The organism is Halanaerobium kushneri (genome assembly GCF_900156285.1).
In the GTDB taxonomy this organism is placed as follows: Bacteria; Bacillota; Halanaerobiia; order Halanaerobiales; family Halanaerobiaceae; genus Halanaerobium; species Halanaerobium kushneri.
Window position 1 is genome coordinate 34669 of the sequence record NZ_FTNC01000004.1, and the last position, 23939, is coordinate 58607.

A 23939-nucleotide genomic window follows, 5' to 3' on the forward strand; every position below is an offset into this window, starting at 1 on the left:
TCCTCACAGTTAAATTATTTCTGTTTTTTGATTAAGACGCCCATTGTTTCATAAGCAAAATCAACTGCCTTAAGGTATTTGTTATAAAGTTTTTTTGGATCAAGCTGATTTTTTCTTTCTATTAAGGCAACCTGGTCCCATTTAACTCGCTCAAAAGCAATAACAAGATTTAAGATTTCTCCCATTACACCTTCTCTGATTAAAATTGCTTCTTTTATTTCTTCTGTCAGAGCTGTTTCCTCCATAATTTTTGCCATAGATCTATTTAAAAAGGCATCCAACATGGAAAAAATCCCCATTGTAAAAAGGTCTTCGCTTTTATCAGCTGCGTTAAATTCTTCAGCAAGCGATTCGGCAAATTTAGCTCGGGTTAGTGTATTAACAAAGAGAATATTTGGTTTATCATCTTTTAAACCATTAATTAAGTAGAGAAGACTCCATTTTTTAAGACCTTTAACGCCAAGTAAAGCAGAAGCCTGTTTAATTGAAGCCACATTATAGCCATAAGAAGCTGAGTTAATAGTTTTTAAAAGGCTAAAAGACATAGAAATGTCATTTTTTATAAGTTTTTCTATTTTGTCGAAATCGACATCTGCTTTATTTAACTCCTTTAAAACATTAAGATAATTTATTTTATAACCTGGAGTTCCACTATCATTTACCATGTCAGCTTTTGTAAAGAAAACCCCCTGAAAATAATCAAAGCCGGCTGCTTTTGCTTCTTTAAATTGATGGTGTTCATCGATATTTTGGGCCAGAAATTTTATTTGCGAAGAGTTTTTATTCCTTATAGTTTCTATAAAACTTCTGTGCTCGGTTTTAGAAGCCTTTTTATAATCAATTTTGATAATATCTGCATACTCATAAAGGTTAACAGCTGGATTTTTTACTGATTGATTTAAAATAAGCAGACAGCCGTTATCTTTTAATTTTTTGATTGTATTGATTATCTCATTTTTCAGCTTAATATCTTCCGAAATTTCAATACCTAGATTATCTTTTGAGACAAGTTGAGGTACTTCACTCTGGATCAAATCAGCATTAAAATGAATAAAAACTTTTTTGCCATCAGCGAGATTGCTGTTTTCAAAGAACTTAATATCATCGCTAATTTCTTCTATAAAAAGCTTTGAGTTTTCTGATAGACCTTTTTCTTCAATAGAATTTTTGAAGATGATCTCATAAGCAAATACTTCTTGATTGGAGTCGAGAACTGGCTTTCTGGCAGCAATATATTTTCCCATTTGATATCACTCTCTTTTTGAAATTATTTTATATACTTAATATTCCCTGCTTAAATAATTATTGGTAAAATAAAAGCTTTAAAATACCGTTAATGTAAATTATACACTAAAAACTATAATTTTACAAAAAAAATAGCCCGGTAGGTTGGGGGTCCTCCGGGCCTTTCACAGGGGAAATTCTTCTATATCAAATTATCGGGGTAAACTTTATTAAAAAAACAAAAAATCGACAAAATTTATATTAGATATTAATTATTATTAGGCAAAAATTCCAGTAGAAAGATATCGCTCACCTGTATCAGGAGCAATAACAACAATTCTTTTTTCTTTGCCAACTTCTTTTGCCAGTTTGAGGGCAGCCGCAACTGCAGCACCAGTCGAAATACCAGCAAAGATACCTTCTTTTGCTGCTAAGTCCTTAGCGGTTGCAAATGCTTCTTCATTTGTTACCTTTTCAACTCGATCAATTATCTCAGTATTTAAAACTTCAGGTATAAAACCTGCTCCTATACCCTGAATCTTATGTGAACCGGGTTTATCTCCAGAGATAACAGCAGAATTTTCAGGTTCAACAGCTACCACCTGCAGGTTATTAATTCTTTCTTTTAGTTTTTCGCCTGTACCAGTAATTGTGCCACCAGTTCCTACACCGGCAACCAGATAATCAATTTTAGCTTCTGTTTCAGTAATTATTTCCTGAGCCGTTGTTTGGCGATGAATATCAGGATTAGCAGGGTTTTTAAACTGTGAGAGAATAAATCCATCTCGTTCAGCTGCAATTTCCTCTGCTTTTGAGATAGCACCTTTCATACCTCCAGATGCTGGAGTCAGCACTAATTCTGCTCCATAAGCTTTAAGCATCTGTCTTCTTTCCTGACTCATTGACTCAGGCATTGTCAGCACAACTTTATATCCTCTGGCAGCTCCAACCATAGCTATTCCTATTCCTGTGTTTCCACTTGTTGGCTCTACTAAAACACCACCAGGTTTAATCTTACCTGATTTTTCAGCTTCTTTTATCATATTAAGAGCTATTCTATCTTTAACACTGCCACCAGGATTGAAACTTTCGAGCTTGAGTACAACCTCAGCAGAATCTTCGCCAACTAAATTATTCAATCTGACTAAAGGGGTGTTGCCTATTAATTCAGTTACATTATTATAAATCATAAGTACCTCCCAAAACTTTTAGATAAAACTTTTTTAAAGTTGAGCACTTTACTTTGATTTATATTATAATATAGTATAGTAATACTGTCAACTATATTATAAAAAAAGAATATAGTTTTATGTTTCTAGCTGAGATAGTAATAATTTTGACATTTTTTTCAAAAAAGGTATAATGTAATTATCATAGAAATATGTATATAGGTTAAGTGATAGAGTCATTATTTAAAAATAATATTTAATCTAATTGTTAAACGAGGAGGAATTAAAATGTCTCATTTCTTTGCAAAAGTTTTTTCGACCATGGTAGCTCTATTAGTGGCTGCTTATTTACTGCCCGGTATTACAGTTACCGGAGTCTGGGCCGGCTTTTTTGCAGCTGTTGTCTTAGGGTTTGTCAATGGATTTATTAGACCTATTTTTACTATTTTGACAATACCGTTTACAATTCTTACTTTTGGATTGTTCTTACTGGTGATAAATGCAATTATGCTTTCTTTAACTTCTGTTTTAGTGCCCGGTTTTGCAGTCAGCGGCTTCTTTTCGGCTTTGATTGCTTCTATTATTGTAAGTTTTGTATCGAGCATCCTGCACAATATGTTTGAAGAGTAATTAACAATTTTTAAGTTTAAAATGGGATAGTGTCAGGAGGTTTAGAAATGAAAAAAACAGCAGCAATTTTTATATTTATAACTTTAATTATATTTACAGTTAGTGGAGCTGCTTTAGCTGATCAGATTGAACTTCAGAGTGGGGAAAAATTGAGGGGAGAGGTCCAGAATGAAACTCTGGGCCTGCAGACAGATTATGCGAAATTAAACTTGCAAAAACAATATATAAGTAAAATTGATCGAGAAGTTAGAAATGAAACGGAAATCTTTGTTTTAAGAGCTTCAGAAAACAACAGATTCAGCGGTCAGCTGCTTGCAGATATTAGATTTATGGTTAATGGTTCTGAGAGAGTTTTTACAGTTTCGGATATTAAAAGTGTTGATTTTTCTACTAACAGTTCCTTTAATGCTAATAAAGATATTTCAGTTAGTTTAAGGAATGGCGATTTCTTCTTTGCCAGTACAGTAGAAAATGCAATCAGTATTAATACTTCTCTAGGGAGCCCACTAAATATCAACTATAGTAATCTGACATCGATTGAGTATTTAAGTGGAGAGAAGACCTATTTAATAAAGCGCAAAAACTCTTCAGATATTAAATCAAATTTACAGGGTCAAAAAATAATTGTCTGGCCTGCGGCTGCCGAAATTGTTGAGCTTAGATTTGATCATGTAAGTAAGATTAATTTTAATTAACCACTAATTATAAATTGTCGAATTTTGATTCTTGAAAAAAAGAAACTTTTGTAATAAAATTATAATAATATAAATCAAGTTTATAATAGGAGGAATTTGAATGGAGAATGAGCCGCCGGAAGATTATTACAGTGAATACGAAATCGATTTACGAGAATACATAATGCTTTTATGGAATAATAAATTTTTTATTGGTTCTCTGGTGATTATTGCTATATTGATAGCATTTGCTTACAGTACTTTTATTATTGAGCCAGTATATGAGGCCAAGTCAACACTGCTGATTTTAACTCCGAGATATACAACTTCTCTGGAGGTAGAATCTTTTTCTATAGATACCTATAGAAATTTAGCAACTACTGATTCTATAAAACAAAAGGTTATCAATGATTTGGATTTGAGAAATGAGAGTGGAGAAAGATATAGTGCTGATCAATTAGATGGCATGATGAGTATTGAAATTCTAGCTTCTGAGGAAAATGATAATGGAGATGCACCTTTAATAGAACTTAGAGTTAAAAACAGGGATCCTGAACTGGCTGCTAACATTGCTAATGCCTGGGCAAAAAATTTTATAAAAGATAGTCGAGAAATTAGAAAAAATGAAGTGATAGAGGTTGCTACGGTTATCCAGGAACAATTTAAAGACACGGAAGAAAAACTAAACAATTTAAAATCAGATTTATTGGCTTTTAGTAAAGAGAATCGATTAGGGTTATTAAGACAAAGACTTAGTAATAGAGAAAATAAGTTAAACGAAAATAATAAGAAAATACTGGATCTGGAAAAAACTATTGGCGCAAAAAAGGCAAGGTACAAAATTATTATTTCTCAGTTAGATAAAATGGAAAAGGATGGGAAGTGGATTGGAGAATTAAGAAACGAAGTTAATATAGGAAACAATTATGGTTTATTAAAAGTTAAAGATCAGTTCTTAAATTATCAGGAGAAATTAAAGAATTTTAATCAGGAGAATGATCTTAATTTAATACAGGAAGAAATTAAATCTGCAAGAAATAATATTACCAAGTACCAGAATAGAATATCAGAATTAAAAAATAAAATGGTAAATTTAAGAGAAGAAAATCAAAATCTGAATGAGGTATTAGGAGAAGAAGACTCTCGTTGGATAGTTAATAGAAGTATAGACAACAATACACTTTGGGAGAATATTTTATCAGAAAAAGAACTTAATTTATTAAAAAAATTAAAGTTAGAAGATGAAATTGTAAATCCTATTTACAAAAAAGCCAAGAATAATTTAACTGATAATCGTGTTATATTAAAAAAGATTCCAACCTTAATAAAATATTACAATAGCCAGATTGAGAATGAAAACAATAGATTAAAAAAATTAAACGAAGAATATTATGGTCTTGAATTAATTAAGAATAATATTAGTAATAATTTATCAATGTATAGAGATTCCTATAATAGTTTTGCTAAGAGATATGAAGATTTAGTTAATAAAAAGGTGAATTTAGAACTTGAATTAGAAGAAATAAGTGCTGAATTGGCATACTACCGTAAAGATGAAAGTAAATTAACTTCAGAAATTAAAGAAATGCAGAATCAGTTATGGGAAGCGGAGAATGAAAAGTCTTTACTTGAACAAAGAATAAAAGATGTAAAAAATACTTATAGTTCTTTAGCTTCTAGAGTCGAAGAAGCTAGGATTACAGAAGCACAAAGGACAAGTGATGTTAAGTTTTATGCGGAAGCAGTAACACCTTCGAAACCTCTTGGAAATAATAGTAAACTTAATATGGCTATAGCAGCTGTTTTAGCACTTATGCTTGCAGTTTTTATAGTATTCTTTAGAGAGTTTATGAAAGAACATAACTAAAGATAACTAAATAATCATTAAGAAGAAGTCTCTTTTCTTTTAAGTTGTTTTTTATAACTTAAGAAAAGAGACTTTTTAGTTTTAAATTTGTGATGAAAGTTTGAAAATTCCAAAAACAGATTGTTTTATTTTGTAAAATAATGTAGAATAATAATTAGGAGGCTAAAATATAATTTGTGGGGAGCGATATAGATGAATAGTGAAGGAAATAATAACCACCAGATGTATTATGATGAATATGAAATTGATTTAAGAGAATATATACTTCTTTTGTGGGATAATAAATTTTTTATAGGCGGGCTTGTAATACTGGCTGTTATAGCTGCTTTTTTGTTCAGCACTTTTTTTATTGCTCCGACTTATCAGACTCAGGCCAGAATACAGCTTTCCAATTATGAAGGTTTATACAGTAACCCTGATACCGCTGTACAACTTTTAAGCAGCACTGATTTAATGCAGAAAGTAATGGCAGCAGAAAATATAGATTTGACAGCTGCTCAATTAAATTCCTATATTAATAACAACTTGAATATCAGTCAAATAAGTAATACTTCAATTATTACAATAACAGTAAAAAATAATGAGCCTCAATTAACTCAAAATATTGCAGAGGGTTTAATTAGTAACTTTGAAGCAGACTCTAATAAATATTTTGAAAATAAATTAAAAAATGATAGGGAATATATTTCTGCTCTTAAAACTGATCTAAAAGATCTAAGTTCTGATCTGAAAAGAAATCAAAACTTAATTCAAGAAAGTAGAGAAAAGGGAGAAAGTGAGGTTGCTTCCTTATTAATTCAGGAAAATTCTTCTCTTCAGGATTCACGGCTGGAGTTAAGAAGAGAAATTGAGGAAAGAGAATCAGAACTTGAAAACTTTTATCCACTGGAAGTTTTAGATGCACCATACTTGCCTGAAAATCCGACTAGTCCGAACATAAAGTTGAATGTTGCAATTGCAGCAGTGCTGGCCCTAATGCTGGCAGTATTTATAATCTTCTTTAGAGAATTTATGAAAGAAGAATAGAAAACTTAATTAAAAGCGAACATATTAAAACCCCGGTAGAAATTTAAATTTTAATTTCTCCGGGGTTAAATTATTTAATTCAAGATACACCAGCTTAAAGCTTTCTTTTTACCCTGCTGTATATTATTTAAAGTTTTAAATTTTGGACGCCCATAATTTAAATAAAGGTTCTTAAACTCCTTAATATATTCTAATTCAGCGGGCGCTGCTACTTTTTCGGCTCTTTTAAAGAGCTCTGTGGTTAATGATTCTAGCTTCTGGTTTTCTTGAGAATTAATTACTTTATTTTTAAATTGCAGAAATTCCTGCTGATTGTAATTTAAAGACTGCTGATAATAATAATCAAGATTATCCTGATTATAAAAGATAGCTTTTAATAACGCGGCAAAGGCAAAATTATAGGGATAGGGCAGAGCATCAGCGGATCTAATTTCTATGTATTTTTTAGTCCTGATATCCGGAAAAACCATTGAAAGAAAATGGTCAATAGTTTCTGCTTTATCGTTTTCCATAAGCTCTTTAATTTTAGTCGAACCACTGTAAGCTAAATTACCTTCTTCTAAGTTTATAATTGCAGGGGTATTAAGTATATATTCTGCATAATCTCTGTAACCAAACTCTTTATCAAAAACGCCTTTAATAATGCCAGAACGCTCACTGTCACAGTTGGCCCAGATTGTCTCTCTAATGCTTGAGGATGCTGCTGTTTTCCCCTCAAAAAAAGGAGTGTTGTCAAAAAGATAGTAGACCAGGGGAGTTAAAAAATAGCCAACTCTAAATTTTTTAATGTAATCTAGTTCATTAACATAATCAATATTCATCTGGACAGAGGCAGTACCTTTCATCATATTGTGAGCATACTTACCGGTGCCTTTAAAGTATTTGTACATTAAGTCATAACGTTTTTTTGGCAGCAGAGGTAGATCTTTAATTGAACTTTCCGGTTGATAACCGAGAACAGCCAGTTTTTGACTTCTGCTATTTAAAATTTCTTTGATTTCTTCTATAAAACTTAGATAAATTTCTTTAGTCTGCTCTAAATCAGCAAAGGGAATAATGCTCAATTCAAGCTGGCCACCTGGTTCCAGGGTTACAGACCGTTGTTTATCAGTAAGTCCAATTAAATTTTCACCTTCAAAGACCTTTTCCCAGTTTCCTTTACTTAACTGTTTCAGCAAAGATTCAATTCCCTGCTCTTCTGAATATTTAACAGCAGTTAAATCTTCTTTTAAAATGAGATGTTCAAATTCCATTCCGACTTTGTGATTTTCTTTTTTACTTTCAGCTTCTTTAAAATAAATTGCAAAACTTTCGATCTGTTTTTGGTAGTCCATAACTGATCCTTTCTTTTTATTATTTATATAATTTGATAGCTTTTTTAACCTAAAATGTCAGCATTTAGTTAGCTGTTCAGCCGTAATTAAGTTGATTGCTTTACTTATATATACTATTATAACTTAAATTTGCTTTTCCTGCATTTAATTATAAAAAATATTGCTTAAGTTATTAGCTGACGGAAATTGTCGAGCTTTTTGTTTGAATCTCAGAACTGTTTATAATAAAATTAAAGTTGATAAATTATTCATCAATTATAAAATTTACATACAGGGGAGAATGATAATATGAAAATCACAGTAGCAGGGGCTGGATATGTGGGGCTGTCCAATGCAGTTTTGCTTGCTCAGAATCATGAGGTAACAGCAGTCGATGTCTTAGAAGAAAAAGTGGAAATGATCAATAGAAGAAAGTCGCCGATTGTTGATCCAGAGCTTGAAGACTATCTAGAAAATAAAGAACTTGATTTAAAGGCAACCACTGATGCGCTTAAAGCATATCGGGAGGCTGATTATGTAATAATTGCTACCCCAACTAACTATGATCCGGATCAGAATTATTTTAATACCAGAACTGTAGAAGCTGTTGTGGCTAATGTACTTTCCTTTAACGAAGATGCCGTGATGATTATTAAATCAACTGTACCGGTTGGTTATACTAAAGAACTGCGGGAAAAATTTGATACAGAAAATATTATATTTTCCCCGGAATTTTTGAGGGAAGGTAAGGCACTTTATGATAATCTTTATCCCTCTCGCATTATTGTTGGAGAACAGTCTCAAAGGGCCCAGGAATTTGCTAATCTTTTAGTTGAAGGTGCTGAAAAAGAAGATATTTCAGTCTTGTTTACGGATTCCACCGAAGCAGAAGCGATAAAACTGTTTGCTAATACCTATCTTGCAATGCGGGTAGCTTTTTTTAATGAACTCGATACCTATGCTGAGGTCAGGGATTTAGACAGTAAACAGATTATTGAAGGGGTCGGCCTGGATCCTCGCATAGGAGATCATTATAATAATCCTTCTTTTGGTTATGGAGGCTACTGTTTACCAAAAGATACTAAACAGCTGCTTGCTAATTATGAGAATGTACCCAATAATATTATGCAGGCCATTGTAGATGCCAACCGAACCAGGAAAGATCATATTGCTGAGATGATAATTAAACAGCAGCCGGAAAAGGTAGGGATTTATCGTCTGACCATGAAGAAAAACTCTGATAATTTTAGACAGTCATCTGTGCAGGGAGTAATGAAACGCATCAAGGCAAAGGGAATTGAAGTAGTAGTATATGAGCCTGCCCTGGAGGCCGATCAGTTTTATAGATCACGAGTAATAAATGACTTAGCTGAATTTAAAGCTGAATCAGAAATCATTGTTGCCAACAGAATGGCTGCCGAGTTAGATGATGTTGAGGAAAAAGTTTATACCAGAGATTTATTTAATAATAATTAAGCTGCAGTTTTTAACCACCCGGATTAAGTCATATTTTTGACTCAAAACGGGTGGCTTTTGTTTCTCAGAGCTTTCTGCAGCTAGTAAAATAAATTCTTAAAACTCTATCCCTCCGGTAGTTATAATACCCGCATCTCCAAAAGGAACTAAATCCAGACGGAAAGGTTCTCTTCTTAAGCCAATACTGAAAACTGCCCCGGGAAAAGTTGTCATTTGATGCATCCAGGTAGTATATTTTCCGTTTTCATCATCATAACCATCGACTATACCATAGGTAAATTTAGCTGTAAACTCTGTGCTGCCAATTGAGAACAGATGGTAGTTTGTTCCCCGGTAAATATAAATTGTGTCCTGGTCATAGCTGTTTTTGAAAAAGGCAATACCATCTAAGTCATTATTGGCATAGTGTCTTTCCAGTCCAATGAGATGCTGCTGGTTATTCTGATAGTCTCTTTGATTGAAATGCTGGGTAAAAAAACTTGTCTGCAGGTAATAGTTTTCTATTTCAGCTGCAGCAGCAGGAGCTGCCAGGATTAAAATAATTAATCCAGTCAGGATCAAGATTTTAAGCCGCATTAAGATACCTCCTCTAAATTTTTAGAGGTTTAAAATTTACCTGTCTTCCAGCCAGAAGCGAGTTCTAGAGTTGTTTAAATTTCCTTCACTGCTTAGAGCAATACCACTGTACGGCTTCCAGCCTACAATTTCCGTTACATAAAAGACATCTTTAATTTCTACCATGACCGGCATCCTGTCTATTGGGTCACGCATAGAAATATTTGCACTTTTACTTCTGTACCCTTTTATTTTAACAGATTTTCCTTCAGCTGCAAAATTTGTGAGCAAATTTCCCTCTGCAGCATTAAATAGCACATGTCCCTTTACTGAAGGAGCCATCCAGGGATACATTCTGCTGCCCATTCTCATTTCAACTTTACCTTCAATTGTCTCAATTGCTTTTTTACTTTGATAAGGATAATCCTGATCTACCCTATAATCCAGATAGGTGGTACCCTGATAAACAATTTTATTTTCTAATAATGCCCCCAGATTTTGATCAACTAACAAGTCCTGGTTAAAGTTTGCCAGATCATCTTTAATGACCCAATTTAAAAGTTTAATATCTTTGGTTTCCTGTTTCAGCTGATCAATATCATCAATAAAGAGGTCGGCTATAGATGTTGAAATATAAGCGCTTTCTCCATAAGTCAAATTAACAGCTGGTGTCATTTCTGTAATTTGATTTTTGCTAATTCCATTGTAATTAACGAGATTTTGATCAGTTAAAATCAGAAGGCTGATTTCGCTGATTCCGCGGTCAGATTTTGTAATTTCTAGAGGATAATATAGTTCATCTGTTTTAAATTGATAGGAAACAGCCTCGTTAATTTTGGGATCAGGTCCAACTTCAACAGTGTCAAAAACAAAGTAGTTGTAGCCGCGATTGATATAGTTATTGATTGTGTTTTTAAGTTCTCTGGGAATGACTGGATTTTGTTCGCCTTTTTCTTGCAGGTAGTCATTAACCCAGCTGACAAAGTAATTTTGATTTAAAACTTTTACAACCGTAATATCGTGGGAGCCAATTACTATTTCTTCTTTTATTTCGGCAGCAGGAGCTTCCGTTTCGGTGCTCCTCAGGACTGGCTGTCTCAAATCGTTAAAGACTTCCTGAAAAACAAATTCATTGGCTCGTCTTAAGACATCACGACTGGATTTCTTGACTTCAGGCTCGGCCGGTAAAGGTAATACCTGCAGTACCTTTGTTGCTTTAGAAGCATATAATTCGGTTGATAAAATTAAAATTTCTTCATCCCCGTTCCAGGCAATTAGAGCATCCTGGGCTGGCTCAAAAATTTGCACTCCTTCAATAAAGGGGATAGAGCCTCTGTCTGCAAAAGCGCCTGTAGAAACTAATAGTAAAAAGATAAATAATAGAATAATGGTTTTTTTCAAGATTATCCCTCCTCTAATTCTCATATGATATACTTCTCCAACTATAGATTTTTTTCCTGCCTGCAGCAACAAAATTTATAGAGACTTAGCCTGTTAATATTCAGTTTTTGTGATATAATTGCAAGAGAGAGGTGACAAATATGGACTTATTTACTCTAGCAGCCCCAATTTTTGATCTGGCTATGAAAATATCAGGACATGAGAAAGTTTTAGTCGAGCTGGGAAATAGGATAAAAAAAGATGAGTTAAAAAGACATTCCAGTGACAGGCAAAATAGCTTTAATTTAAATCAGACAGCAGACAGCTCTGAACAGGAATTGGAAGCTGAACAGCCAGAAATTAAGTTGCTTGATCTGGGAGGAGGAACAGGAGAACTTGTTAGATATCTGCCCGGGAACATTACAGTTACAATTGCTGACCCTTCGCAGGCCATGCTCGCTGAGGGGAGGAAAAAAGATTTTAAACAGCAGGTTAACCATGTGCTGGCCGATGGTGCTGATCTGCCATTTGACAGTGATTCTTTTGATTACCTGACAATTTCTGATGCACTGCATCACTTTCGCAGAGTGGATTCTGCTTTAAATGAAGCAGCAAGGGTGCTCAAACCGGGAGGAAAACTATATATATTAGAATTTGATCCAACTACCTTTTTTACCAGAGTTATTATTTTTTTCGAAAAATTGGCTGGAGAGCCGGTTAATTTTTATCAGCCAGAAAAACTGACCGAAATGCTGGCTCGAAATGAGCTCAAAATAGAGCATCAATATCTCAATAAATCCCTCTATATTATTACTGCAAAAAAACGGCTTAAATAAAGTAAAATCAAGGCATCTTGAATAGTGCGCTTATTTAAAGAATTCTAATAATTTCGAATACCGGAAAATGGTCAATAAAAGATGTGAAATATTTGACAGCAGAATTGTAAAGTATTATACTTAAAGAGGAAATAAATAATAAAAATTTACCTTATTAATAGGAGGGAAAGTTATAATGGCAAAACAAATGAAGACCATGGATGGAAACACTGCTGCAGCTCATGTGGCTTATGCATTTACAGACGTAGCAGCTATCTATCCTATTACTCCTTCATCTCCAATGGCTGAATTAGTTGACGCATGGAGTGCTAATGGTCGTAAAAATATTTTCGGCCAGGAAGTAAAGTTGACTGAAATGCAGTCTGAGGGAGGAGCATCTGGTGCAGTACATGGTTCCTTGGTGGCAGGAGCTTTGACAACTACTTTCACAGCTTCTCAGGGATTATTATTGATGCTGCCTAATATGTATAAGATTGCCGGAGAACAGTTGCCCGGAGTTTTTCATGTTAGTGCACGTACTGTTGCTACACATGCTCTATCGATCTTTGGTGATCACTCTGATGTAATGGCTGCCCGTCAAACAGGTACAGCTATGTTAGCTTCCGGAAGTGTTCAGGAAGTTATGGACTTAGCTGGTGTTGCTCATCTGGCATCTATTAAATCAAGTTTACCATTCGTACATTTCTTTGATGGTTTTAGAACCTCTCATGAATATCAAAAAATAGAGGTTATGGATTATGATGATCTGGAAGGATTGGTTGATTACGGAAAGATCAGTGAATTCAGACACAGAGCATTAAATCCTGAACGCCCTGTAACAATGGGTACAGCTCAAAACCCAGATATTTTCTTCCAGGCGCGTGAAGCTTGTAATAGTTTCTATGATGCAGTTCCGGATATTGTAGAAGAATATATGCAGGAAATTTCAGAATTGACAGGTAGAGAATATCATCCATTTAACTATGTAGGTGCAGAAGATGCTAAATATGTAGTAGTGGCTATGGGTTCTGTAACAGATACTATCGAAGAAACTGTTAAGTACTTAGTAGATCAAGGAGAAAAAGTTGGTCTGATTAAAGTAAGATTATATCGTCCATTCTCCGAAAAATACTTCATGAAGGCTCTTCCAGAAACTGCTGAGAAGATTGCTGTATTAGATAGAACTAAAGAACCTGGTGCAGTAGGGGAACCACTTTATGAAGATGTAAGATCATTATTCTACGATCACGAAAAGCGCCCTGTTATAGTTGGCGGACGCTACGGTTTAAGTTCTAAGGATACTACTCCTACACAGATTAACGCTGTATTTGAGAATCTTAGAAAAGATGAGCCAAAAGATCACTTTACAATTGGAATTAAAGATGATGTTACAAATACGAATCTTGAACTTACAAAACATATTAATACTTCTCCAGAAGGTACAGTTCGCTGCAAGTTCTGGGGTCTTGGTTCTGACGGTACTGTTGGAGCTAACAAAAATGCGATCAAGATTATTGGTGACAATACAGATAAATATGCTCAGGCATACTTCTCTTATGACTCCAAAAAATCTGGTGGTGTAACTGTTTCTCACTTAAGATTTGGTGATGAGCCAATTAAGTCAACTTACTTAATTGATCAAGCAGATTATGTTGCCTGCCATAACGAATCTTATGTAGATAAGTTTGATATGGTTGAAGATCTACATGATGGCGGAAACTTTGTACTTAACTGTACCTGGTCAGCTGATGAGCTGGACGAAAATCTTCCTGCGAAAATGAAAAAGTATATTGCTGATCATAACATTAATCTCTACACAATTAATGCTGTAGATATTGCTCAGGAAGTTGGTTTAGGACAGAGAATCAATATGGTAATGCAGACTGCTTTCTTTAAAGTAGCTGACATTATTCCTGTTGATGAAGCTGTTGAATATCTAAAAGAAGCTATTCAAAAATCTTATGGTCATAAAGGTGATAAGATTGTTGAAATGAATAATAAAGCAGTAGATAAGGCTCTAGATGCATTAGTTAAAATTGATGTACCAGCCGAATGGTCTAGTGCTGAAACTGCTGAGAAGGAAGAGGAAGAAGACGTGCCAGAATTTGTTAAGAATGTACTTAAGGTTGTTAATGCACAAAAAGGTGATGAATTACCTGTAAGCACATTTATTGGCCGTGAAGATGGACACTTCCCTCCAGGACTTTCTAAATACGAAAAACGTGGTATTGCAATTAATGTACCTGACTGGTTAAGTGACAAATGTATTCAGTGTAACCAGTGTTCATTAGCATGTCCACATGCTGTAATTAGACCTTTCTTATTAGATGAAGAAGAAGCTGCAAACGCTCCAGAAGGATTTGAAACTCTTGATGCTCGCGGTAAACAGCTGGAAGGATTGCAGTATAAGATTCAGGTAAGCCCTTATGATTGTACAGGTTGTGGTGTTTGTGCTGATGTTTGTCCTGTTGATGCATTAGAGATGACTCCTTTTGCAGAAATGGTAGAAAAAGATGCAGACAACTGGGATTATGCTATTAACGAAATTTCTATTAAGGATGACTTAATGGATCCTGTTAATATCAAAGGTAGTCAGTTCCAGGAACCACTACTTGAGTTCCACGGTGCTTGTGCAGGTTGTGGAGAAACAGCTTATGCTAAATTGGTAACTCAGTTATTTGGAGACAGAATGCTGATTGCTAACGCTACAGGTTGTTCTTCAATCTGGGGTGGATCTGCTCCTGTATCTGTTTACTCTACTAACCCAGAAGGCCACGGACCAGCCTGGGCCAACTCCTTATTTGAGGATAACGCCGAGTATGGTTATGGTATGTATCTGGCTAATGAGCAGATTAGAGCTAAGATTGCTGACCTGATGGAAGAAGCAATTGAGCTTGATTTAGATTCAGAACTAACAGAGCTAATGAAAGAAATGTTAGATAACTATAATGACGGCGAGAAAACTAAAGAAATCAAGAAGAAAATGATGCCTTTACTCGCTAAGTACAGTGAAAACGAAGTAATTGCTGAGATTGTTGACCGTAAAGAGTTTATTACTAAGAAATCTCAGTGGATTATTGGTGGAGACGGCTGGGCTTATGATATCGGTTACGGAGGATTAGACCACGTTATCGCTTCTGGTGATGATGTAAATGTATTAATCTTTGATACAGAGGTTTATTCTAACACCGGTGGACAGTCCTCTAAAGCTACTCCTACTGCTGCAGCTGCTAAGTTCGCTGCTTCTGGTAAGAAGATTAAGAAGAAGGACTTAGGACAGATGGCTATGACTTATGGTTATGTTTATGTTGCTCAGATTTCTCTGGGTGCCAACATGAACCAGGCAATCAAAGCTATCGCAGAAGCTGAAGCATATGATGGACCTTCCATCATTATCGCTTATGCTCCCTGTATTTCACATGGACTCAAAAAAGGTATGGGCTGTAGTGTTAGTCAGGAGAAAGATGCAGTTAAATCTGGATACTGGCACCTATTCCGCTTCAACCCAGATCTTAAAGAAGAAGGAAAGAATCCATTTAGTCTGGATTCCAAAGAACCTACTGAAAGCTTCAGAGACTTTATTCTTAGTGAGGTACGTTTCTCCTCTCTACAGAAGACATTCCCTGAAATTGCAGAGGATCTCTTTGAAAAATCTGAACAGGATGCAAAAGAACGCTATCAGTCTTACAAGAGACTTGAGCAGGCTTATGCTCCTGAAGAAGAGTAATAAAATAGCTTAAAAATAAATAAAAGAGCAAGGATAAAAGACCAGCGGGACGCCGCTGGTCTTTTTTTTAACGTACTGGTGCCGTGTACCACCCGAGTTTTGTCTTATTATGTCGAAAAGATAAGCGGATAAATTTTTTAATTAAATTGTAAAAATATTGAAATTATATAAATAAAAGTATATAATTAAACTGAAGCAAAAAAATAGAAGGGTGGTATTTATGGTGCGCAAAAGAAGAGTCTGGTATCCTGGAGCAAAGTATCATATTACCTGTAGGGGGAATAAAAAAAGAACAATTTTTTTAGACAGGATTGATTTTAAAATATATATTAATATAATTAAAGAAATAAATAATAAATATCCATTTGTAATTCTAAGCTATTGTTTGATGCCTAACCATGTTCACCTGCATCTTAGAACTGAAGATATAGAAATCTGGAAAATTATGCAGGCTATTAACTGGCGTTATGCGCGTTATTTTAACGAAAGATATAATACAGTAGGCCATGTATTCCAGGGTCGATATGGCTCAAAGATAATAGAAAATAATTACTACAATTTAATTGTAAATCGTTATATTCATCTCAATCCGGTTAAAGATCAACTGGTCTTAAACCCCAAAGATTATCGCTGGAGCAGTTACAGGATCTATTTAGGAGAAGAAAAAAGTGAGTTAGTTAAAGAAGAGGAGATTCTAAACTATTTTGCTGGTGAAAGAAGTTTATATAATAAATTCATTATGGAATTTATTTAAGCCTTCAAACAATTTTACAAAGAAAAAAGGCTATTGAAATTTAATCAATAGCCCGCTGTTTTTAAAGATTTGAATAGTTTAGCTTTTTTGAAATTAATTTTAAATTCTAATTACCTTTACCAGGATTATTGCCTTTTCCCTTTCCAGAATTATTACCATTAACGGGATTCTTGTATTTGCCTTTAGCTTTTCCTTTTCCAGGATGATTATTTTGCATATAGTTATGAATCATATTTGAGAGACCTTGACCGGTCCAATCTTCATTATTTGCCTTGTAGGCTTTAATCCTTTGAGCCAGACCGCGACCAAAATTATCTCCATTATAATTTTCATCATAGTCTCCATCATAATCGTCTTCAAATTCATCGTTATTATCTTCTAATTCTCCCAGAATTATTTTAATCATTCCCAGATCAATTTCTCCATAAATATCTACCATAGTGGTTAATTCATCTTTTAAGATAGTTTTTTGTTCCACTGTTAAGTCTAAATCATAGTCATTTAGATCAATATAGTCATCTTCAGCTGCCAGCAGTGGCAATGATAATGTGAGTATAATGATTAATACTGAAGTTGCAATTATTTTCATATTCATAGTTTTACCTCCCTTACAAAATTATTCAGTTTATCTTATTTTTAATATAACACTAATTGAGCTTTAACTCAAATAATGGAGTGGTTTGTTGTTGATTTTACTAAATTCAAATCAGAATTAAATTATTATAATTTAATTATTAAAGGATTGAAAATTATTATGCAGAATATAATATATAGATAGAAACTTATGGAGGTGAAGCTTTTGATTTTAAATTGGACAGGTGTCTTTCGTCTTATATTAGCTGCTATTATGGCAGCGTTAATCGGCTATGATAGAGAAAAGCAAAATAAAGCTGCAGGTATTAGAACAAATGTTATTGTTGCTGTTATTTCCTGTGTTATTATGATACTTTCAGTTGAAGTCGCAGAATCTAGTGGTTCATTAAGTGGTGTTCAGGGTGATCCAGCTCGGCTGGCAGCACAGGTTGTAAGTGGCATTGGATTTTTGGGAGCGGGTACTATTTTGAAACAGGAAGACAAAATTGAAGGCCTAACAACAGCAGCCAGCCTGTGGGGAGTTGCAGGTCTGGGTCTTGCGGTAGGCTATGGGTTATATGATATTTCGATAGCTGCAACTTTAATTATTTTTATTAGCTTAAGAGTAGCCCCTTCAGTTAAGAGACGGGTTTAGTAACTGTTTACTAAACTTATGGAATTTTAATTGTTATTATTAAAGAGAAAAGATGGTATTTTTGTGAAGAAAAAGTATTTTACTTTATTAATTATACTAGTGTTGGGTGGCTTAATTTTAGCTGCCTGCAGTAATGGCAGCAGTCCTTCTTTGAGAGGAAAAGTTTATTATAATAACACAGATTCCATGGTTTATAATGCTGAGGTTTTACTTGATGGTCAGGTAAGAGATAAGACTGATTATTATGGTGAGTTTTATATTACCGGTTTGGAAAAAGACAGTTATACTTTAAGAATTAGAAAAAAAGATGCTATTGAAGATTATGTAGAAACAGTTTATCCAAATGTTAATAATAATTTAATTATTAATGCTGTTCCGGTGGCAGATACAACAATAATTAACGGTCAGGTCAATATAAGTAATAGAACAGAATATGAGGCATCAGGGATAAATAGTTCCAGTAATTTAAGATCTGCCTCTAATTTTAAAGATTTCAGTAAAGCAAAGATTGTTCAGGATGAAATAATTGTTAAATATGATAATTCAACTGTAACCAGTGCTTCAAATACGGTAAAAGAAGTTCAGGGATTAAATATTGCGAAAAAATAAATAGAGGCAGTGGTGACCTGGTTAAATTTAAAATACCAGCCGGAAAAACAGTTGAAGAAATGATAGATTACTTTTCTAGTCAGCCTGGAATAGAATATGCTGAGCCCAATTACTATGTTTATGTCCAGTCTATTCCAAATGATGAGCGATATGACGAATTTGATTCCAATAATAATCGTAGCATAATTCAGTGGGGCTCAATATCTACAAATCTTGAAGCAGCCTGGGATGAACAAAAATATAGCAGTTCAGTTACTGTAGCTGTTCTTGACTCCGGAATTATACCAGATCATGAAGATTTACAGGCTAATATATCTGGAGGAGCAAATTTGGTTGGTGATAGTGGTGGAAATACTGATCCTAGAAATTATACTGCTAATACAGATATAAGAGACAGAACAACTCAAGCCGATGGCGGAAGTCATGGTACTCATGTTGCAGGAATAATTGGAGCTTTAACTAATAATACTACGGGAGTAGCCGGAGTTAGCTGGGGTATAAACTTAATGCCGGTAAAAGTTTTAGATGATACTCAAAGTGGAAATACTTTTGACGTGGCAGAAGGAATTTACTATGCTGTTGATAATGATGCTGATGTTTTAAATATGAGCCTTGGTGCTGATTTAGATTCCAACAATCTTCCTACTCATTTGACAGAAGCGGTTGAATTTGCTGATAGTAGGGATAAAATTCTAATAGGAGCATCTGGAAATAATGGATCTAGTTCAGTATTATATCCTGCTGCTTATCCAGAAGTGATAGCAGTAGGCGCTGTAGACATTAACAATCAGCAGGCAAGTTATTCAAATTATGGTTCAAACTTAGATGTAGTAGCACCCGGTGGAGATTTTGATGTTGACACTGGTATTTTAAGCACCTGGGGATATTTTGAAAATGGAACTTTTTATACAAATGAATATACAGAAATGGAAGGAACTTCAATGTCAGCTGCTTATGTTAGTGGTGCAGCAGCTTTATTGCTAGAAGCAGGAGTTAGTCCTGAAAATGTAAGGAGAAGATTAACTTCCACAGCTGTTGATTTAGGTGCTGAAGGTAAAGATTCTGAATATGGTTATGGAATGATTGATATTTATGGAGCATTATTAAATCAAAAAATAGGAGCCCCCTATGTATTTGCAGCCACTGAAAACAATGGGACTTTGATTATTGAGAGTAATTCAACCCGAATGAATAGTGATGGCAGTTATTCTTTAGCGGATAGAATTATTGGAGATTATTATATGGTTGCCTGGAGAGACATCAATGATAATTTTGAGATTGACGGAGGAGATTATTTTGGTATAACGGATGCAGCGGAATATTATAATCCAGGTGCAGTTTATGATAATCAGGATATAGACATGTATTATGTGACCTCAAGCTCTTCTGCTGCTTCATTAAGTGTAGAAGGTATTGAAAAATTAAGAAACTAACCTAAAGGAGGAGTCTAAATTGAGAAAAGAAATTAAAATTATATTTTTAGCAATGGCTATTGCAGCAATATTTTCAATTTCAGTTTCTGCTCAGATTCGAGTAGAAAATAGAACTATAGACTTTGATCTTATTCCAGACCAAATAACTGCGGATACTTATTTGCCGATTGAAAAACTGGTGGATGCTGGATTATTTGAGGTTGATAAAGTCAGCAACAATCGTTATATTGTTCTAAAAAATAATAATTATTATATTTTACAAAATAATCAGCAGTTGGTTAGATCCAATTTAAGGAATAGAAATTTAAAATATGCACCTGTTGTTATCAATCAGCATTTTTTGGTTTCGGTAGAATTTTTGGAAGGGTTTTTAAATTTTAATGTGAGAGTAGAAAAAGGTTTAACAATGCCGGACAGGATTGGGCGAGATGATCAGATAGAAGAAAATCTTCGTTTGCGCGTTTATTTAAATGATGATGAGTTTAGAATTTATGATAAACTACAGCTAAGTATTGAGATTATGAATACTGGCAGAGATGATATTAATCTGCGTTTTAACTCAGCACAGAAATATAACATTTATATCAAAAATAGATTTGGTAGGGTTCTTTATTCTTGGGCATCAGATAAAATATTTTCTCAAGCAGTACAGAATATTGAGATTGAAGGTAGAGATTCTCTGAGTTTTGAAGAAGAAATAGATTTAAACCAGTTTAGAGAAGGAAGATATTATGTTGAGGTAGAAATTACAGCAGCTAATTATGATTTTGATCCTGTAGAAAAAGAGTTCAAAATTGAGGATTAATAATTTTATATTTTCGATGGGGTAATAATATATGGTTAAAAACAAAGTTAAATTAATTGATAAATATATTATTAAGGAGGTCAGCTGTCCCTTTGTTTTAGGGGTTTTTATAGTTACTGTGATTTTAATTGGTAATTATTTTTTTCAGCTGACTGACTTAATAATTGTTAAGAAGGTACCCGTTCCGCTTGTTTTACAACTTTTAGCTTATAAGATTCCCTCAGTAATGGTAGAAACCTTTCCAATTGCAGTTTTATTTGCGACCATGACCGGAATTGGTCGACTAAATAGAGAAAATGAGATTACTGCTATTCGGATGGGAGGAGTTAGTATTTTTAGGCTTATTATTCCCCTGTTGGTTATCGGGATTACGGTAAGTGGATTAACTTTGGTTTTAAATGAAGATGTGGTTCCCTGGGCCAATCATCGTGCAAATAATATTATTAGAGAAACAATATTAAAAGAGGCTATGCCTGAACCGGAGGCAGAAGTTTTTTTTAAAGGACCCCAGGGACGCCTTTTTTATGTGGAAAAATATGATAAAAAAGCAGGAGAACTGCATCGAGTTGTTATTTATGAGCTAAACCAGGGCCAGTTCCCGGAAGTTATTACAGCTGAGAGGGGAACAATTGAAGAAAATCGCTGGCTTTTAGATTCGGGAATTATTCATCAGTATGATGAGCAGGGTAAAATTGTTTTAGCTAGTAAATTTGAGGAGATGGAAATTCAGCTAACTGATGAGATGCAGGAGCTTTATGGTAGTCAGAAATCTCCATCAGAGATGAGCAGAGAGGAGCTGGGTAAAAGAATTGCCTTGTTTAAAAAAAGTGGAATTAATGTTGATTCACTGCTGGTGGATTATCACTTAAAATTGGCTGAACCGCTGACCGCTTTGCTATTTGTGCTGATTAGTGTACCTTTAAGCTTGAGTGGTAAGGAAAGCAGAACTCTAAATTTGATTTTTACAATTGTAATTGTGTTTTTATATTATGTGATTCTCTCCTTTAGTCGTTCCTTTGGTAAAAATTATATACTCCCTCCTCTTGTTGCTGCCTGGCTGCCCAATCTTATTTTTCTATTTCTGGGAGTTATCCTGCTGTTCTGGCGAGACTCCTGGCAGAAGATAATTAATAAAATCTTTAAAATTCTAGGAATTTCGACAGCAGTTTTTTTACTTCTTTTTATTTTGAATACGGATGGGCAGGCTGCAGATTTTCTGGTTAAGGCTGACTATTTAGACTATGATCAAAGTAGTGACTTTGTTAAAATCAAGGGTAATATTAACGGCAGTTATGGTCAATATTATTTAAAATCAGAAGATATAAAAATAGAGCTAGCTGATGGCAGTCAGACCAAACTAGAAAGAACAAAAAATCTAGAGCTGCTGCCGGGAGAGATTTCTGGCTGTGATTTTGGGCAGCCCCATTATTATTTTGACGCAGAACGGGTCATTATCAGACCGGGTGAGTATATTAAGATGTATAATATTATGTTCCGGGAATTAAACGGCAAACTCCCGCTTTTATACTGGCCTTATCTCTATATTTCTCTCAAACAGGAAAACAGTAACTTTGTTCCTGCCTTTGGCTATCATCAACAGCGGGGATGGTTTATCAAAACCAGGTATTTTTATAATAATCGCTTTGATCTCCCCGGTAATTTTTATCTTGACCACTATACTATTTCTGGTACAGCAGGAGGAGTAAAACAGTATTTTATTAATAACAGCCGGCAAAAGGCCTATCTTTATTATTACAGCCAGCAGAATAAAACCGATCTTTCGGGTCTTTTCAACTGGGAAGCCGAATTATATCACGAAGCTAATCCCGGAAATTGGGAAGAAGATTTTTCTTATTTTTATCAGGACTATGATAATAAAATCGAAATAGATTCCGCACTTGACTTTTATTATAAAAAGGAGAGCCGCCGCAGCAGAATCAATTTTGATTATGAGGAGCAGGATTATTTTGAAGCCAACAATCGTGATCAAAGAGATTACGGTTTTGATTTTTATTTTTATGATCGTTTTTTTGATAGTTTATCAACCAGATTAAATTATGATCGAGAATATTTTCGTGATCCTGAAGACGGACTTGAAAGAGAAATTAACAGAGAGCTGGATTTACGCTATAACCCGGGTGAAGGCTGGCGTAGTCGATTAAATTACTATAATGGAGAAAGAGAAAGTCCGGGAGAGTCTTTAAAGAGCAGAGAAGGTGGAGAATTTTCAATTTCTAAAAGAAGCGGCTATTATGACTTTGTTTTTTTAATGGAGCAGTATGCTCCCCGCTTAACAGAAGCTGATCAGGTTAAGTTTTCTCGTCTGCCGGAATTATCTCTGGAATATAATCCTCCAGGACCTTTTTCTTATTTAGCTCAATTAGGTCGTTATTACGAAGATTTCAGTGGAATCGAAGCTTATCGTCTGCGGGGAGAAGCAAAATACAGTGATGGCTTTGTATTGCCACTAAACAGTTACTTGCGAGTGCTGCAAAAATTTAGCAGTAGTGGCTATCAGATTGAGGGAAGAGAAGATAATAGCATACCCGGGCAGCAGCAGTCAGCAACAGAACTAAGGCTGCGGACAAATTTAAGTCGTAATTTACGTTTGCGAAATAATTATAAATATCAGCAGCAGTGGGGCTATACGCCTTTTAACTTTGACGAAGGAGAAAAAGAAAATCAGATTGAAAATATGCTTGACTACAGAATTCTTCCCTATCTATATTTTAATCTGGAAAGTGGCTATGACTTTCTGGATTATCAGTATCTGCCCCTGGAATTATATCTGAACTTAAATCCGACTGAAAATTGGGAACTTAAAATGGGTACCCGCTATGACTTAAATAATATGATTTTTGATGATAATCTAATTTTTCATAGTGTCTACGAGGGGCAGCGCTGGGAACACAGGTTGGGACTGGAATATAATCTTAATACTTCTCAGCTTAGAGAAATTGACAATCAGTTAATTTATAAACTAGAAGGAGACTGGGGTTGGTATTTTGAAAGTAATTTAAGTTTTGATTATGATTATGACAGTCAGATCAGTGAGGCCAATATTCAGCTAAATAAGAAGTTTCACTGTCGAGAGCTCAAATTCAGCTATGATTATCTTAAAGAGGAATTTACAGTTCAGTATGCGCTTGAGATTTTTCCAGCAGAACCTGTTGGTTTTACTAAAACTGAGGATGATTTGATTTTTGAATCCAGTATAGAGGATCGTCTTAAAAGTGGTGAACTGTAGAAAGGAG

19 protein-coding genes are annotated in these 23939 nt (G+C 34.5%); 13 read left to right on the top strand and 6 right to left on the bottom strand.

What is annotated here, in order from left to right; all coding sequences use genetic code 11:
• Positions 1-14: 14 nt before the first annotated feature.
• Both BW929_RS03825 and cysK read right to left on the bottom strand, forming a co-directional pair.
• A complete protein-coding gene (locus BW929_RS03825) occupies positions 15-1244 on the bottom strand; it encodes an EAL and HDOD domain-containing protein (RefSeq protein ID WP_076544066.1) in 1230 nt (409 codons plus the stop codon).
• 258 nt (positions 1245-1502) lie between these two features.
• Positions 1503-2414, bottom strand: a complete 912-nt coding sequence (cysK, locus tag BW929_RS03830; protein WP_076544067.1) for a cysteine synthase A — start codon at positions 2412-2414, stop codon at positions 1503-1505.
• Between the two features lie 267 nt (positions 2415-2681).
• Between cysK and BW929_RS03835 the strand changes: the two genes are divergently transcribed.
• The 4 genes from BW929_RS03835 to BW929_RS03850 all read left to right on the top strand — a co-directional run bounded on the left by BW929_RS03835 (position 2682) and on the right by BW929_RS03850 (position 6590).
• Positions 2682-3023, top strand: a complete 342-nt coding sequence (locus BW929_RS03835) for a phage holin family protein (protein ID WP_076544068.1) — start codon at positions 2682-2684, stop codon at positions 3021-3023.
• Between the two features lie 47 nt (positions 3024-3070).
• Positions 3071-3718: a hypothetical protein gene (locus tag BW929_RS03840; RefSeq protein ID WP_076544069.1), complete on the top strand. Its 648-nt coding sequence runs from the start codon at positions 3071-3073 to the stop codon at positions 3716-3718.
• 100 nt (positions 3719-3818) lie between these two features.
• Positions 3819-5564, top strand: coding sequence for a GumC family protein (locus tag BW929_RS03845; RefSeq protein ID WP_076544070.1), 1746 nt, complete (start codon positions 3819-3821; stop codon positions 5562-5564).
• 192 nt (positions 5565-5756) lie between these two features.
• Positions 5757-6590, top strand: coding sequence for a YveK family protein (locus tag BW929_RS03850; RefSeq protein ID WP_076544071.1), 834 nt, complete (start codon positions 5757-5759; stop codon positions 6588-6590).
• Positions 6591-6664: 74 nt separating this feature from the next.
• Here the strand turns inward: BW929_RS03850 and BW929_RS03855 are convergent, their stop codons facing one another.
• The gene (locus BW929_RS03855; protein WP_076544072.1) at positions 6665-7924 is read right to left on the bottom strand and encodes a glutamate-cysteine ligase family protein; all 1260 of its coding nucleotides are present in this window, start codon (positions 7922-7924) and stop codon (positions 6665-6667) included.
• A gap of 288 nt (positions 7925-8212) precedes the next feature.
• On the opposite strand from BW929_RS03855, the gene BW929_RS03860 reads away from it, so the two are divergent.
• The gene (locus BW929_RS03860; RefSeq protein ID WP_076544073.1) at positions 8213-9379 is read left to right on the top strand and encodes a nucleotide sugar dehydrogenase; all 1167 of its coding nucleotides are present in this window, start codon (positions 8213-8215) and stop codon (positions 9377-9379) included.
• 96 nt (positions 9380-9475) lie between these two features.
• Here BW929_RS03860 and BW929_RS03865 read toward each other — a convergent pair whose 3' ends face one another.
• Positions 9476-9955, bottom strand: coding sequence for a hypothetical protein (locus BW929_RS03865; RefSeq protein WP_076544074.1), 480 nt, complete (start codon positions 9953-9955; stop codon positions 9476-9478).
• A gap of 36 nt (positions 9956-9991) precedes the next feature.
• On the bottom strand, positions 9992-11335 hold the full coding sequence (locus BW929_RS03870; protein ID WP_076544075.1) for a DUF2330 domain-containing protein: 1344 nt from the start codon (positions 11333-11335) through the stop codon (positions 9992-9994).
• A gap of 140 nt (positions 11336-11475) precedes the next feature.
• On the opposite strand from BW929_RS03870, the gene BW929_RS03875 reads away from it, so the two are divergent.
• From BW929_RS03875 to BW929_RS03885, 3 genes are all read left to right on the top strand, one after another.
• Positions 11476-12150 carry a class I SAM-dependent methyltransferase gene (locus BW929_RS03875; RefSeq protein ID WP_076544076.1) on the top strand — a complete coding sequence of 225 codons (675 nt, stop codon included), beginning with the start codon at positions 11476-11478 and terminating at the stop codon, positions 12148-12150.
• A gap of 175 nt (positions 12151-12325) precedes the next feature.
• Positions 12326-15856: a pyruvate:ferredoxin (flavodoxin) oxidoreductase gene (nifJ, locus tag BW929_RS03880; protein WP_076544077.1), complete on the top strand. Its 3531-nt coding sequence runs from the start codon at positions 12326-12328 to the stop codon at positions 15854-15856.
• Between the two features lie 220 nt (positions 15857-16076).
• The gene (locus tag BW929_RS03885) at positions 16077-16610 is read left to right on the top strand and encodes a transposase (RefSeq protein ID WP_076544078.1); all 534 of its coding nucleotides are present in this window, start codon (positions 16077-16079) and stop codon (positions 16608-16610) included.
• 106 nt (positions 16611-16716) lie between these two features.
• On the opposite strand, the gene BW929_RS03890 is transcribed toward BW929_RS03885, so the two are convergent.
• Complete coding sequence (locus BW929_RS03890; RefSeq protein ID WP_076544079.1) at positions 16717-17205, bottom strand: hypothetical protein; 489 nt, start codon at positions 17203-17205, stop codon at positions 16717-16719.
• A 195-nt stretch (positions 17206-17400) separates the two neighbouring features.
• Here BW929_RS03890 and BW929_RS03895 point away from each other — a divergent pair, with 195 nt between their 5' ends.
• The 5 genes from BW929_RS03895 to BW929_RS03915 all read left to right on the top strand — a co-directional run bounded on the left by BW929_RS03895 (position 17401) and on the right by BW929_RS03915 (position 23932).
• A complete protein-coding gene (locus BW929_RS03895) occupies positions 17401-17838 on the top strand; it encodes an MgtC/SapB family protein (protein ID WP_233493774.1) in 438 nt (145 codons plus the stop codon).
• A gap of 63 nt (positions 17839-17901) precedes the next feature.
• A complete protein-coding gene (locus BW929_RS03900; RefSeq protein WP_143414008.1) occupies positions 17902-18447 on the top strand; it encodes a hypothetical protein in 546 nt (181 codons plus the stop codon).
• A gap of 59 nt (positions 18448-18506) precedes the next feature.
• Entirely contained in the window at positions 18507-19880 is a 1374-nt protein-coding gene (locus BW929_RS03905; protein WP_076544082.1) for a S8 family serine peptidase, read from the top strand.
• A gap of 19 nt (positions 19881-19899) precedes the next feature.
• Complete coding sequence (locus BW929_RS03910; RefSeq protein ID WP_076544083.1) at positions 19900-20685, top strand: BsuPI-related putative proteinase inhibitor; 786 nt, start codon at positions 19900-19902, stop codon at positions 20683-20685.
• A 31-nt stretch (positions 20686-20716) separates the two neighbouring features.
• Positions 20717-23932 (top strand): YjgP/YjgQ family permease, encoded by a 3216-nt coding sequence (locus BW929_RS03915; protein WP_076544084.1) that lies wholly within the window; start codon positions 20717-20719, stop codon positions 23930-23932.
• The last annotated feature ends 7 nt before the right edge of the window (positions 23933-23939 follow it).